Annotated in this window: 11 protein-coding genes; 5 read left to right on the forward strand and 6 right to left on the reverse strand. The window is 66.3% G+C overall.

The window, feature by feature from the left end:
- The first annotated feature begins 21 nt into the window (after window positions 1-21).
- On the forward strand, window positions 22-3,645 hold the full coding sequence (locus AGI3411_RS15100; RefSeq protein WP_129528180.1) for a hydantoinase B/oxoprolinase family protein: 3,624 nt from the start codon (window positions 22-24) through the stop codon (window positions 3,643-3,645).
- A gap of 49 nt (window positions 3,646-3,694) precedes the next feature.
- On the opposite strand, the gene AGI3411_RS15105 is transcribed toward AGI3411_RS15100, so the two are convergent.
- The gene (locus AGI3411_RS15105; protein ID WP_129528181.1) at window positions 3,695-4,729 is read right to left on the reverse strand and encodes a C45 family autoproteolytic acyltransferase/hydrolase; all 1,035 of its coding nucleotides are present in this window, start codon (window positions 4,727-4,729) and stop codon (window positions 3,695-3,697) included.
- Between the two features lie 166 nt (window positions 4,730-4,895).
- Here AGI3411_RS15105 and glnH point away from each other — a divergent pair, with 166 nt between their 5' ends.
- The 3 genes from glnH (at window position 4,896) to glnQ (ending at window position 7,118) form a co-directional block, all read left to right on the forward strand.
- The gene (glnH, locus tag AGI3411_RS15110; RefSeq protein ID WP_129528182.1) at window positions 4,896-5,648 is read left to right on the forward strand and encodes a glutamine ABC transporter substrate-binding protein GlnH; all 753 of its coding nucleotides are present in this window, start codon (window positions 4,896-4,898) and stop codon (window positions 5,646-5,648) included.
- A gap of 88 nt (window positions 5,649-5,736) precedes the next feature.
- A complete protein-coding gene (glnP, locus tag AGI3411_RS15115) occupies window positions 5,737-6,393 on the forward strand; it encodes a glutamine ABC transporter permease GlnP (protein ID WP_129528183.1) in 657 nt (218 codons plus the stop codon).
- Window positions 6,390-7,118: a glutamine ABC transporter ATP-binding protein GlnQ gene (glnQ, locus tag AGI3411_RS15120; protein ID WP_129528184.1), complete on the forward strand. Its 729-nt coding sequence runs from the start codon at window positions 6,390-6,392 to the stop codon at window positions 7,116-7,118. The genes glnP and glnQ overlap by 4 nt, the downstream gene beginning before the upstream one ends.
- Before the next feature lie 116 nt (window positions 7,119-7,234).
- Here the strand turns inward: glnQ and AGI3411_RS15125 are convergent, their stop codons facing one another.
- The 5 genes from AGI3411_RS15125 to AGI3411_RS15145 all read right to left on the reverse strand — a co-directional run bounded on the left by AGI3411_RS15125 (window position 7,235) and on the right by AGI3411_RS15145 (window position 12,155).
- A complete protein-coding gene (locus AGI3411_RS15125; protein ID WP_129528185.1) occupies window positions 7,235-9,529 on the reverse strand; it encodes a RelA/SpoT family protein in 2,295 nt (764 codons plus the stop codon).
- A 22-nt stretch (window positions 9,530-9,551) separates the two neighbouring features.
- Window positions 9,552-9,755 carry a DNA-directed RNA polymerase subunit omega gene (gene rpoZ, locus AGI3411_RS15130; RefSeq protein ID WP_006219679.1) on the reverse strand — a complete coding sequence of 68 codons (204 nt, stop codon included), beginning with the start codon at window positions 9,753-9,755 and terminating at the stop codon, window positions 9,552-9,554.
- A gap of 46 nt (window positions 9,756-9,801) precedes the next feature.
- Complete coding sequence (gmk, locus tag AGI3411_RS15135) at window positions 9,802-10,434, reverse strand: guanylate kinase (RefSeq protein ID WP_129528186.1); 633 nt, start codon at window positions 10,432-10,434, stop codon at window positions 9,802-9,804.
- Between the two features lie 99 nt (window positions 10,435-10,533).
- Window positions 10,534-11,454 (reverse strand): c-type cytochrome, encoded by a 921-nt coding sequence (locus tag AGI3411_RS15140; protein ID WP_129528187.1) that lies wholly within the window; start codon window positions 11,452-11,454, stop codon window positions 10,534-10,536.
- Window positions 11,451-12,155: a c-type cytochrome gene (locus AGI3411_RS15145; protein WP_129528188.1), complete on the reverse strand. Its 705-nt coding sequence runs from the start codon at window positions 12,153-12,155 to the stop codon at window positions 11,451-11,453. Before AGI3411_RS15145 ends, AGI3411_RS15140 begins: the two co-directional genes overlap by 4 nt.
- A 205-nt stretch (window positions 12,156-12,360) precedes the next feature.
- On the opposite strand from AGI3411_RS15145, the gene AGI3411_RS15150 reads away from it, so the two are divergent.
- Entirely contained in the window at window positions 12,361-13,131 is a 771-nt protein-coding gene (locus AGI3411_RS15150) for an SDR family oxidoreductase (protein ID WP_129528189.1), read from the forward strand.
- Window positions 13,132-13,145 lie beyond the last annotated feature (14 nt).

Genomic DNA, 13,145 nt, shown 5'->3' on the forward strand with positions numbered 1-13,145 from the left:
CTCTTGTTTTCGAGGATACCTATGAAGTGGCAATTCTGGATTGATCGTGGGGGCACCTTCACCGACATCGTGGCGCGCCGCCCCGATGGCACCACCACCACGGCGAAGATGCTGTCCGAAAACCCCGAGCAGTACCGCGACGCCGCCGTCGCCGGTATCCGCAAGCTGCTGGGTATTGCGCCCGGGCAGCCCGTGCCCGTCGATCAGGTCGAATGCGTGAAGATGGGCACCACGGTGGCCACCAACGCACTGCTGGAGCGCAAGGGCGAGCGCACCTTGCTGGTGACGACCCGGGGCTTTCGCGACGGCCTGCGCATCGCCTACCAGAACCGCCCGCGCCTGTTCGACCGCAACGTCGTGCTGCCCGAGATGCTCTACGAATCGGTCTTCGAGGCCAATGAGCGCGTGGCGGCCGATGGCGAAGTGATCCGCGAACTGGACGAAGCTGGCCTGCGCGCCGGCATGCAGGCCGCCTACGACTCGGGCATCCGGGCCGTTGCGATCGTCTTCATGCATGCCTGGCATGCGCCGGATCATGAGGCGCGCGCCGCCCGCATCGCGCGCGATATCGGCTTTCCGCAAGTCTCGGCGTCGCACGAAGTCAGTCCGCTGATCAAATTCGTTTCGCGCGGCGACACCACGGTGGTGGACGCCTATCTGTCGCCCATCCTGAAGCGCTACGTGGACCAGGTCGCCGGCGAACTGCCGGGTATCCGCCTGATGTTCATGCAATCCAGCGGCGGCCTGACGGACGCGCATCGTTTCCGCGGCAAGGACGCCATCCTGTCCGGGCCCGCCGGCGGCATCGTCGGCATGGTGCGCACCAGCGAAACCGCCGGTTTTCCGAAGGTCATCGGTTTCGACATGGGCGGCACGTCCACCGACGTGTCGCATTACGCGGGCGAATTCGAGCGCGAGTTCGAGACCCAGGTGGCCGGCGTGCGCATGCGCGCGCCGATGATGAGCATCCACACCGTCGCCGCAGGCGGCGGTTCCATCCTTCATTTCGACGGCGCGCGGTTGCGCGTGGGCCCGGATTCGGCGGGCGCCAATCCCGGTCCGGCATGCTACCGCCGGGGCGGCCCGCTGGCCGTGACGGACTGCAACGTGTTGCTCGGCAAGATCCAGCCGGATTTCTTTCCCAGGGTTTTCGGGCCGGACGCCAACGAACCGCTGGACCGCGACGCGGTCGCCGAGCGCTTCGAGGCCATGGCCGCGGAAGTGCGCGCCGCCACCGGCCGCGACATGACGCCCGAACAGCTCGCCGAAGGTTTCCTCGAGATCGCGGTAGGCAATATGGCCGAGGCCATCAAGCGCATCTCCGTGCAGCGCGGCCATGACGTAACCGAATACGCGTTGACCGTGTTCGGCGGCGCGGGCGGCCAGCACGCCTGCCTGGTCGCCGACGCGCTGGGCATGACCACGGTCTTCGCGCATCCGCTGGGCGGCGTGCTGTCGGCCTACGGCATGGGCCTGGCCGACCAGACCGACATGCGCCAGAAGACGGTCGAGAAGATCCTGGATGCGGAGCTGATGCAGGCGCTCCAGGGCGAACTGGACGAATTGGCGGACCAGGCGGTCGGCGAGTTGCGCCGCCAGCACGTGGCCGAAAGCGATATCGGCGTCCAGCGCCGGCTGCACCTGAAGTACCGTGGCACGGACACGGCCCTGGAAGTGGCCTACGCGGATCTGGAACAGGTGCGCAAGGATTTCGAGGCGGCTTACCGCCAGCGCTATTCCTTCCTCATGCCCAACCGCGAACTGGTGGTGGAGACCATTTCGGTCGAGGCCACGGGCGGCGGCGAGCGCGTGAGCGAAGCCCCCGCGCCCCGCGTGCGCGACGGCGCGCTGGCCGCAAGCCGCAACGTTCGCATGTATAGCGGCGGCGCCTGGCGCGACACGCCCTTGTATGTGCGCGAGGAGATGGCGGGCGGAGACGTGGTGGCGGGTCCCGCCATCATTTCCGAGCCCAACCAGACCACGGTCGTCGAGGCCGGTTGGCAGGCGGAACTGACGCAGCAGGACCACTTCGTGATCCGCCGTGTCGAAGCGCGCCCGGAGCGCCGCGCCGTCGGCACCCAGGCCGATCCGGTCATGCTCGAGGTGTTCAACAACCTCTTTATGTCGATTGCCGAGCAGATGGGCTACCGCCTGCAGAACACGGCCTATTCGGTCAACATCAAGGAACGCCTGGACTTTTCCTGCGCGATCTTCGATGCCCAGGCCCGCCTGATCGCCAATGCGCCGCACATGCCGGTGCACCTGGGCTCCATGGGCGAATCGGTGCGCACGGTCATGAATGCCAACGCCGGCCTCATGCAGCCGGGCGACGCCTACGTCGTGAACGATCCGTATCACGGCGGCACGCACCTGCCCGACGTGACGGTCATCACGCCGGTGTTCGACCGCGACGGACGCGAGATCCTGTTCTACGTGGGATCGCGCGGCCATCACGCCGACATCGGCGGCACCACGCCCGGTTCCATGCCGCCCGATTCCAAGACGGTGGAAGACGAAGGCGTGCTGTTCACCAACTTCCAGCTCGTGAAGAATGGCGAGTTCCGAGAACAGGCCGCGCGCGGCATCCTCGGTTCCGGCCGCTGGCCGGCGCGCAATCCGGACCAGAACATCGCCGACATGCACGCGCAGATCGCCGCCAACGAAAAGGGCGTGCAGGAGCTGCTGCGCATGTGCGACCACTTCGGCCTGGACGTGGTGCGCGCCTACATGGGACACGTGCAGGACAACGCCGAGGAAGCGGTGCGCCGCGTGATCTCGGTGCTGAAGGACGGCAGCTACGAGTATCCGCTGGACAACGGCGCGGTGATCCGCGTGGCGGTGCGGGTGGATACGGAGGCGCGCAGCGCCGTGGTGGACTTCACCGGCACCTCGGAGCAGCTGGACAACAACTTCAACGCACCCGGCGCGATCGCCGTGGCGGCAGTGCTGTATGTGTTCCGCACGTTGGTCAACGACGACATTCCGCTGAACGACGGCTGCCTCGTGCCGCTGTCCATCATCCTGCCGGAAGGTTCGATGCTGCGTCCGAACCCGCCGGCCTCGGTGGTGGCAGGCAACGTGGAAACGTCGATGTGCATCGTGAATGCCCTGTATGGCGCGCTGGGCGTGCTGGCCGCCAGCCAGGGCACGATGAACAACTTCACGTTCGGCAACGCGCGCCACCAGTACTACGAGACGATCTCGGGCGGTACGGGGGCAGGCCCGGTGCGCATCGATGCCGCGGGGCCGCGCGACGAAGGTTTCGCGGGCACCTCGGTCGTGCAGGCGCATATGACCAACTCGCGCCTGACGGATCCGGAAGTGCTGGAATTCCGTTTCCCGGTGCGCCTGGAATCCTACGAGATCCGCGCGGGCTCGGGTGGAGCGGGGCGCTATCCTGGCGGCGAAGGCGGCGTGCGCCGCATCCGCTTCCTGGAAGACATGACGGCGGCCATCCTGTCGAACAACCGCCGCTATGCGCCGTTCGGCCTGGCGGGCGGCCAGCCCGGCGCGATGGGCCGCAACGCGGTCGAGCGCGTCGATGGTTCCATCGAGGAACTGGGCCCGCAGGACAGCGCGCAGCTTAAGCCGGGCGATGTGTTCGTCATCGAAACGCCGGGAGGCGGTGGATACGGGCAGGCATGACCGCGGGAAGGGGTTGCGCCGGGACTTCCGCGCGCAACCCCTCCTGTATTCAGTCCGGATCGGACATGATATCCAGCGCGATTTCCGCTTTGTCCTTGCGGTCGTAGACCCGCAGCGTGACTTCCTCGTCGCGGATCTCGAAGATCGCGGTGGCGAGGGTGTTCTCGTCGTCGGGATCGTCCGCGGCGGTGCGCAGGATGGGCAGTTCGCCTTCGGTGTCGTGCAGCGCGGCCAGCAGGTCCGCGCTGCCGGTGCCGGCCGACCAGCCGTCCACAATTCTCTCGATGCGATTCTGGCGGGCCCGCGACGAATCGGTCACGATCTGGGCCAGCCCGCGGGTTTCCGCGTGCACCATATGGTTGGCGTGCCCGTAGCGGGTGCCGGTTTCGAGGATCGAGATGGCGCCCGGTGCGGTCTCGACGCTGAAGAGCCGCGGATCGCCGGCGGCTCCCAGCAGATGGTGGAAGCCGCCTGCATGGGGCAGGTCGCGCAGCAGCGCGATGGCGTCATCCAGCGTGGCGCAATCCAGTACGGCGCGCGCGAGGAGCATGCGCGGCACGCCGGGATGCCGCTGGCGCGTGCGCAGGTTGTTGATGGTCTGGACCAGGCCAGCGCGGTTGGCGCCGAAGGTGTGGCCGGGCAGGGAGCCTGGGTAATAGAAACTAAGGTAGCCGGGCGCGTCGTCGAGCGCCACGTCCACCAGGCAGCCGCGCCCGCGCAGGTACGGGTCGCCATCTTCGTTGTGGGCGATCCAGCGCACGCCGTCCGGCGTCTTCAGCGCGACGGAGGTGCAGCCGTCGGCCGTGCTGTGCAGCAGATCCCCGCGGCAGTTCCAGAGCAGCACGTCTTCGAACGGCAGGCGCAGGCCTTCGGCCAGGCCCTCGAGCTCTTCCCAGATGGCCGGAACGGCCGCCTGTGCCTGCTGTGCGAGTTCGTCCAGAAAGCGATGGCCGCGCCACGGCCGCAGGGCCTCCCAAGCGCCGCTCTGCTCGAGATACGTGGACATGATGGGGCGGGCCAGCTTGCCCAGCGCCAGACCGACCTGGCGCCGGTTTCCGGCGATTCGTTCGTACTTGTAGGCCATGGGGATTCTCCGGGTGTCTGGCGGATTGTAATTTTTCTAAGCGCTGCCGGGTGGGGACGGATGCGTTAAGATCCCCAGTAAGTTGCTCCGGTGACCCCGGCGTAGCCCAGGAATCATGCCCCTACAACAACCCCGGGGTGCCGACGGTCCCCAAGAGGAGAGTTTCATGATCAAACGCAAAGTCGCCGCCGCGCTGGTCGGCCTGTCCGTGGCCATGTTCGGCGCCGCCTCCGGCGCCCATGCCCAAGGCAAGGAATTGGTGGTGGCCACCGATACCGCTTTCGTTCCGTTCGAATTCAAGCAGGGGAATACCTACACGGGCTTCGACGTGGATCTTTGGGCCGCGATCGCCAAGGAACTCAACCTGAAGTACAAGCTGCAGCCGATGGACTTCGCCGGCATCATTCCCGGCCTGCAGACCAAGAATATCGATGCGGCGCTGGCCGGCATCACCATCCGCGACGACCGCAAGAAGGTCATCGACTTCTCCGATCCCTACTACGAGAGCGGCCTGGCTATCCTGGTGGGCGAGAAGAACACCGACATCAAGGACGCCAAGTCCCTGGCCGGCAAGACCGTCGCGGTCAAGACCGGCACCGCCACCGTGGACTTCCTGAAAGCCCAGGTGCCGGACGCCAAGCTCAAGCTGTTCCCGAACATCGACAACGCCTACCTCGAACTGGCCACGGGCCGCGTCGACGCCGCCGTGCACGACACGCCCAATGTCCAGTATTACGCCAACACGGCCGGCAAGGGCCGCGTGAAGGTGGTCGGCTCGGTCAAGAGCGGCGACTTCTACGGCATTGCCTTCCCGAAGGGCAGCGACCTGGTTCCCCAGGTGAACAAGGCGCTCGCCACGCTGAAGGCCAACGGCCAGTACGATGCCATCTACATGAAGTGGTTCGGCAAGAAACCCTGACCACCGGGGTTGAATCGCTTTCGGGGCGCCCGCGGTCCGCGGGCGCCGGCCGTATCTGGCCGCAACGCCTGATCCTGGGGGGAATATCGTGGAGTTTGACTGGGCTGTAATCAGGGACGCGCTACCCAATCTGCTCGAGGGTACGCTGATGACCATCAAGATCACCTTCTGGGGCTTGTTCGGCGGTTTCCTGCTGGGGGCGCTATCGGGCGTGACGCGGGCCTACGGGCATCCCGTGCTGTCGGCCATTGCGCAGGTCTACGTCGCCGTCATCCGGGGAACGCCGATCGTCGTGCAGGTGATGTTCATCTACTTCGCCTTGCCTTTGCTGGCGGACATCCGGGTGGATGCGGAATGGGCCGCCATCGCCACGCTCATCATCAATTCGGGCGCGTACATATCCGAGATCGTGCGCGGTTCGCTGCTGTCGGTGCACAAGGGCCTGAAGGAAGCTGGGCAGGCCATGGGGCTGCCGTTCCACAAGATCCTTTTCCACATCATCGGGCCGGTGGCGTTTCGCCGCATGATTCCGCCGCTGGGCAACCAGTGCATCATCAGCTTGAAGGATTCCTCGCTCTTCATCGTGATCGGCGTGGCCGAACTGACCCGGCAGGGCCAGGAAATCATGGCGAGCAACTTCCGGGCGGTCGAGATCTGGTCCGCGGTGGCCATCGTCTACCTGATCCTGACGGGCCTGATGGCGCTGGGCCTGCATCTGGTGGAAAGAAGGATGCGCATACTATGAGCATGGTTGAATTTCACAACGTCACGAAGCGCTTCGGCGAATCCACCGTGCTGGACGGGATTTCGCTGAACATCGACGCGGGCGAGGTCGTGGTGGTGGTCGGCCCGTCCGGCTCCGGCAAGTCCACGTTCCTGCGCTGCATCAATGTGCTTGAAACCATCAACGACGGCGACCTGCTGGTCGACGGCCTGAGCGTCAACGGGGGCGCGGCGCAGGTGCGCGAGATCCGGCGCGAGGCGGGCATGGTGTTCCAGCAGTTCAATCTGTTTCCGCAGATGACGGCGCTGGAAAACGTCATGTTCGGGCCGGTGCATACGCGCGGCCAGAGCCGCGCGGAAGCGCGCGAGCTGGCCGAGAGCCTGCTGGCGAAGGTGGGCCTGGCCGAACGCATGAACCACTATCCGGGCGAGCTTTCGGGCGGGCAGCAGCAGCGCGTGGCGATTGCCCGGGCGCTGGCGATCAAGCCCAAGCTGATGCTGTTCGACGAGCCCACGTCGGCTCTGGATCCCGAGCTGCGCCACGAGGTGCTCAAGGTCATGCGCGATCTGGCGGAAGAGGGCATGACCATGGTGGTGGTCACGCACGAAATGGAATTCGCCCGCAAGGTGGGCAGCCGCCTGATTTTCATCGATGCCGGTAAGATCGCCCACGACGGGCCGCCAGCGGAACTGCTGAGCAATCCGCCCAGCCAGCGGCTGAAGGACTTTCTGCAGCACGTGGCTTGAGGGGGGATGGTGTCAGACACCTGAAACGGGAGGCGGCTTTTCAAGTGTCCGACACCCTTACGAAAAAACCGGCACCTTACGCCAGTGCTTCCGGGTGTCTGACACCCAAATAGAAATTACCCCTTCACCCGCACGATTTTCTGCACTTGCGGCACGTGGCGGATGGCGCGGATGACCTGAGCCAGATGCTTGCGGCTGTCCACCTGGATGGTCAGGTGCAGGGATACCGTCGAGACCGCGTCGTCGTGCATCGTGACGTGCATGATGTTGGCGTCGGCGGCGGTGACTTCGGCGGCCAGCCGCCCCAGCACGCCACGCTCGTTACGCGTGACGATGTCCAGGCGGGTGGCGAGGTGCTTGGCGGTATGGGCGTCCCAGCCCACGTTGATCCAGCGTTCCGGTTCGCGCAGGCGCTGGCGCAGGGCCACGGGGCAGTCGGCGGTGTGCACCACCAGCCCGTGCCCCATGCGCATGCCCGCGACGATGGGGTCGCCCGGCAGCGGGCCGCAGCAGGGCGCGAGTTGCACGGCCTGGCCTTCGTTGCCCTGGATCAGGATGGGGGCGCTGCGCGCCGAGGTCAGTTCGTCCACGGCCGCGGCGGTGGTGGCGACCAATTGGTGTTCGGGGGCGAAGCGGCGGGCCACGACGGCCGCCAGGCGCTTGCCCAGCCCGATATCGGCCAGGATTTCCTCGCGGGAGCTGGCGCCGGTGCTGCGCGCCAGCTTCTGCCAGGCCGGATCGTCGGTGGCGGGCAGCGGCATGCGCAGTTCCTGCATCGCCTGGCCCAGCAGGCGTTCGCCGAAGGCCACCGATTCCTCGTACTTGACGGTGCGCAGGTAGTGGCGGATCTCGGAGCGGGCCCTGCCGGTGCGCACGTAGTTGAGCCACTGCGCATTGGGGCGGGAAGCCGGCGAGGTGACGATTTCCACCGTGTCGCCGCTGTTGAGTTCGGTGCGCAGGGGCACGAACTCGCCATTGACCTTGGCCGCCACGGCCTGGTTGCCGATATCGGTGTGGATCGCGTAGGCGAAGTCCACCGGCGTGGCGCCGCGGGGCAGCGAAATGATCTTGCCGCGCGGCGTGAACACATAGACCGCGTCAGGGAAGAGATCGACCTTGACGTGTTCCAGGAACTCGCCGGAATCGCCGGTCTGGCTCTGGATGTCCAGCAGCGACTGCAGCCACTGGTGGGTGCGTTTCTGCAGATCGTTGAGGGTGAGGTCGGCGCCCTTGTAGAGCCAGTGCGAGGCGACGCCTTCTTCCGCCACGTGATGCATGTCGCGCGTGCGGAACTGGAATTCGACGGGGGTGCCGTAAGGGCCGACCAGGGTGGTGTGCAGGGATTGGTAGCCGTTCACCTTGGGAATGGCGATGTAGTCCTTGAACTTGCCCGGAACCGGCCGGTACAGCTGGTGCAGCGTGCCCAGCGCCAGGTAGCACTCCGGCAGCGTGTGCACGATGACGCGGAAGCCGTAGATGTCGAGCACGTCGGAGAACGACTTCTTCTGGTCGACCATCTTGCGGTAGATGCCGAACAGCGTCTTTTCGCGGCCGGTGACCTCGGCCTCGATGCCGGCGGCGGGCAGAGCGGCCCGCACCGAATCGGCGATCTTGGTGATGACTTCGCGGCGGTTGCCGCGCGCGGCCAGCACGGCCTTGTACAGCACCTGGTAGCGGTTCGGGTACATCGCCGCGAAACACAGGTCCTGGAGCTCGCGGAACAGCAGGTTCAGGCCCAGCCGGTGCGCGATGGGGGCGTAGATGTCCAGCGTTTCGCGTGCGATGCGCCGGCGCTTTTCCGGGTTGACCGCGTCCAGCGTGCGCATGTTGTGCAGGCGGTCGGCCAGCTTGATGAGGATGACGCGCACGTCGCGCGCCATCGCCAGCAGCATTTTGCGGAAGCTCTCGGCCTGCTGTTCGGCCTTGGTGGCGAAGTCCAGGCGGTCCAGTTTGGACAGGCCGTCGACCAGCTCGGCGACTTCAGGGCCGAACTTCTCGGCCAGCTCGTGCTTGGCGATGCCCTGGTCTTCCATGACATCGTGCAGCAGGGCGGCGGACAGGGCGTTGACGTCGAGCTTCCAGCCCGCGCAGATCTCGGTGACGGCGATGGGGTGCGAAATATAGGGCGAGCCGCTGGCGCGGAATTGGCCCAGGTGCGCCTGATCCGCGAAGCGATAGGCTTCGCGCACGCGTTCTACGTCTTTTTTGTCGAGATAGCTGCCGATGATTTCGGTCAGCGGCGCCAGGGATGCAACCGGAGAGGCGGTTGCGTCCGCCGCTTCTTGAGCGGCGACGGACGGCGGCGCGGGGAGGTTCTTGCCTTTCTTGCCGGTGCGGCGCCCCAGGCGGGAGCCGGCGCGCAGCGCGGCAAGCAGACCAGATGAAGCGTACTTCAGCCCGGGAAAAGCCATGCTTGCCGCCCCCCGGAAATGATCAGGTGGGAACTTTACGCAGCATTTCCACGCCGGTGAGGCCGCCCGCGATTTCGCGCAGGGCAGTGACCGTGGGCTTGTCTTTGCTGTCCAGGCGCGGGGCATGGCCTTGCGCCAGCTCGCGGGCGCGGTACGTGGCGGCCAGCGTGAGCTTGAAACGATTGGGGATTTGATTCAGACAGTCTTCGACGGTAATGCGAGCCATTAGGACACCTGGTGCTGATGGAGGATAGGGAGAATGCGCGTTCGGCTCAGTGCTCGGCCGGGATGCCGAGTTGCGAGAACAACTGGCTGTGACGGGCGGCCTGAGACGAAAAACGCAGCCGCGCGGCGCTGACGATTTGAGTCAGTTCCGACAAGGCTACGCTAAATTCTTGATTAATAATAACATATTCGCATTCAGGCGCGTGGGCGATTTCACCGCCCGCGGCCATCAGCCGGCGGGCGATGACCTGCGGTTCGTCCTGGCCCCGCGCCTTCAGCCGGCTTTCGAGTTCTTCGATGGACGGCGGCAGCACGAATACGCCGATCGCGCCCGGGAAACGCTGCTTGACCTGGCGCGCGCCCTGCCAGTCGATCTCCAGCAGCACGTCGCGCCCGGCGCGCGTGGCTTCGTCGATGCGGTCTCGCGGAGTGCCATAGAAATTGCCATGCACTTCCGCCCATTCCAGCAGGTTCTGCTCTTCGCGCAGGCGCTTGAATTCGTCCGTGGACACGAAACGGTATTCGCGGCCGTCTTCTTCGCCGGGGCGAGGGGAACGCGTGGTGCAGGAAATGGAGAGCAGGATGGAGGGGTCTTGCTGCAGCAAGGCCTTGACGAGGCTGGACTTGCCGGCGCCGCTGGGTGCGACGACCATGAAGACGTTTCCGGGATTGGCGTGCATGAATTGTGATCGGATGGTGCTAAGACTGGAAGGATAGCAAATCGCGCGGCCCGGCAGGAGGAAACCCTTGCCGGCCGCGCGATGTCCGTCTTGCGCCGCTCAGCCGCCGGTCCGGGCGGCGGCCGCGTTGAGCTTGCCGCCGGGCGCGGGCGCGTCGCTGCCGAGCAGATGGCCGTTGACCTCGATCCCGTACAGCGAATCGTCGGAGTCATGGTACTTGGCCCGCGTCGCCGCGACTGATTCGGTGTAGCGGGGATCCTGCGGGCGCTCGTGCGCGTTCATGAAGTAGGCGACGTCCCAGGCTTCCTGGTCGCTCAGCATGCCGGCCTGGCCGAGCGGCATATTGGCCTTGATGAAGCCGGCGGCGTTGCCGATCTGGTGCATGCCCGCGCCCCAGTTGAAGGAATCCGGCCCCCACAGCGCCGGGAAGACCCAGTGCTTGCCGTTCTTCTGGCCCTGGCCTTCGGCGCCGTGGCAGACAGCGCAGTACTGCGCATAGACCTCGCCGCCGCGCAGGTAATCGGCCTTGCGGGCGGGCGGCGGCAGCTTGCGGTAGCCCTGGCCCTCCAGCACGATGCCGGTGGGCGCCTTGCTCGCCAGCCAGAACATATAAGTCTGCAACGCGGTGAGCGTCGGGTCGTCGGCGGGCGGCGCCTTGCCGTTCATGCTGAAGCGGAAGCAGCCCTGCAGGCGCTCGGCCAGCGTGTTGACGTGGCCGTTCTTGGCGCGATAGGCGGGATACAGCACGTAGGCCGCCCACATCGGCGCCGAATCGGGCCGCCGGCCGGCGTCCAGGTGGCAACTGGCGCAATTCAGGTCGTTGCCGACGAACTTGCCGGCCAATTGGGGTGTGTGCAGGAAGATCTGTTCGCCCTCGCGCACGGCCTTGCCGAATTCGGTGTCGGGCAGGGAGGCGGCCGACGGCGGCGTGAAAACCGGGCGCGGTTCGGCGGCGGGCAGGGACGCGGATACGGCGAGGCCGGCGGCGGCGAGCAGGAAGCGCAGGCGGATGACGGTCATTGTTTGGCTCCCGCGGGGGCGTTGGCTTGCGCGGCAAGCTGAGCGGCTGCCGTGGGCAGGCCGGCATAGTAGGCGGACACGGCGTCGATTTCGCTTTCGGAGAGGCGGGTGGCGACGGCCGGCATCAGGCCCAACGGGCCGGGCGGGCGCTGGCCTTGGCGCCAGGCTCGCAACTGGCCCGCGATATAGGCGGCGGGTTGTCCGGCCAGGGCGGGGAAGTTTTCGCCGACGCCGATGCCGCCGGGGCCGTGGCACTGGTTGCAGGCGGGCACGTTCTTGTCCCAGGCGCCGCGGGTGGCGAGCCAGGCGCCGGTGTCGGCCGGCTTGGACGGATGCATCGCGGTGGCGGCAAGCTGGTCGGTGTCCAGTGTGGAGGGGAGCGCGGCGTAGTATTGCGCCACTGCCTGGCGTTGCGCCGGGTCCAGCGCCTTGGCGGTGGCGGCCATCACGGGGCTGACGCGCGACCCGTTGGCCATGGCGTTCAACTGTTCCTCGAGGTATCGCCCGCCCATGCCTGCCAATTGCGGAAAACCGGCGGCCGGATTGCCTTCGCCACGGGCGCCATGACAGGTGATACAGGCGGGCGCGCCGTTCGCGCCCTGCGCGCTGATCTGCTTGCCGTCGGGCGCGCTCTGGGCGGGGGCCGCGGCGGCGAACAGCGCGCCCAGGACGAGCATGCCGGGTAGAGACCGTGGGATCATGGAAACTGCTCCAGGTTGTTTATTGGATTTTTGGTAATAAGTTAATTTCCAGAAATTATATAAATACTTGTGACGGATCAACACCAAAGCGAAATTTTTGCTTGCGTGCCACTCACGGAAAGTGTGTCGCGGCTGGTACCTTCGCTTGCAGTATCGGCAACACGATTCGGGTAGCATTTCGCCGGTCGATAACAAGGAGAATCCGATGCAGACGAACGAGATCGAACCCCCGCGCGTTGCGCTGGTCACCGGCGCCGGCACGGGAATTGGCCGCGCGGTGGCGCTGGAATTCCTGGCTCAGGGCTATCGGGTCGTGCTGGCCGGCCGCCGGCGCGATCCGCTCGAGGCGACCCGCACGGCGGCGGGCGAAGATGGCGTGCGGGCCCTGGTGGTACCCACGGACGTATCCGACGAGCAGGCCGTGCGCGATCTGTTCGACACGACGCAGCGCGAGTACGGTCGCCTGGACGTGCTGTTCAACAACGCGGGGCGCGGCGCGCCGGCGATGCCGATCGAAGAGCTACCGGTCTCGGTCTGGCGCGACGTGGTCGACACCAATCTGACCGGCATGTTCCTGTGCGCGCAGGCCGCGATCCGCGTCATGAAGGCGCAGAACCCCCGCGGCGGCCGGATCATCAACAACGGCTCGATCTCGTCGCATGCGCCGCGGCCGTTCTCCATCGCCTATACCGCCACCAAGCACGCGGTGACGGGGCTGACCAAATCGATCTCGCTGGATTGCCGGCCGTACAACATCGCCTGCGGCCAGATCGACATCGGCAACGCGGCAACCGACATGACCGAGCGCATGGCGGCGGGCATCCTGCAGGCGGACGGCAGCACCAAGGTCGAGCCGCGCATGGACGTGGCCCACGTGGCGCAGGCGGTTGCCGCCATGGCGCGCCTGCCGCTGGAGGCCAACGTGCAGTTCATGACCATCATGGCCACCAACATGCCCTTTGTCGGGCGGGGCTGAAAACGCCATCAGTC

It is taken from the genome of Achromobacter agilis, from assembly GCF_900496965.1.
Taxonomy (GTDB): Bacteria; Pseudomonadota; Gammaproteobacteria; order Burkholderiales; family Burkholderiaceae_B; genus Achromobacter; species Achromobacter agilis.

Excerpts from the sequence above, each read along its gene's own strand:
- glnH (WP_129528182.1), top strand. The coding sequence starts at position 4,896 with ATGATCAAACGCAAAGTCGCCGCCGCGCTGGTCGGCCTGTCCGTGGCC.
- AGI3411_RS15140 (WP_129528187.1), bottom strand. The coding sequence starts at position 11,454 with ATGACCGTCATCCGCCTGCGCTTCCTGCTCGCCGCCGCCGGCCTCGCC.
- AGI3411_RS15125 (WP_129528185.1), bottom strand. The coding sequence starts at position 9,529 with ATGGCTTTTCCCGGGCTGAAGTACGCTTCATCTGGTCTGCTTGCCGCG.
- AGI3411_RS15145 (WP_129528188.1), bottom strand. The coding sequence starts at position 12,155 with ATGATCCCACGGTCTCTACCCGGCATGCTCGTCCTGGGCGCGCTGTTC.
- gmk (WP_129528186.1), bottom strand. The coding sequence starts at position 10,434 with ATGCACGCCAATCCCGGAAACGTCTTCATGGTCGTCGCACCCAGCGGC.
- AGI3411_RS15105 (WP_129528181.1), bottom strand. The coding sequence starts at position 4,729 with ATGGCCTACAAGTACGAACGAATCGCCGGAAACCGGCGCCAGGTCGGT.
- rpoZ (WP_006219679.1), bottom strand. The coding sequence starts at position 9,755 with ATGGCTCGCATTACCGTCGAAGACTGTCTGAATCAAATCCCCAATCGT.
- AGI3411_RS15150 (WP_129528189.1), top strand. The coding sequence starts at position 12,361 with ATGCAGACGAACGAGATCGAACCCCCGCGCGTTGCGCTGGTCACCGGC.
- AGI3411_RS15100 (WP_129528180.1), top strand. The coding sequence starts at position 22 with ATGAAGTGGCAATTCTGGATTGATCGTGGGGGCACCTTCACCGACATC.
- glnQ (WP_129528184.1), top strand. The coding sequence starts at position 6,390 with ATGAGCATGGTTGAATTTCACAACGTCACGAAGCGCTTCGGCGAATCC.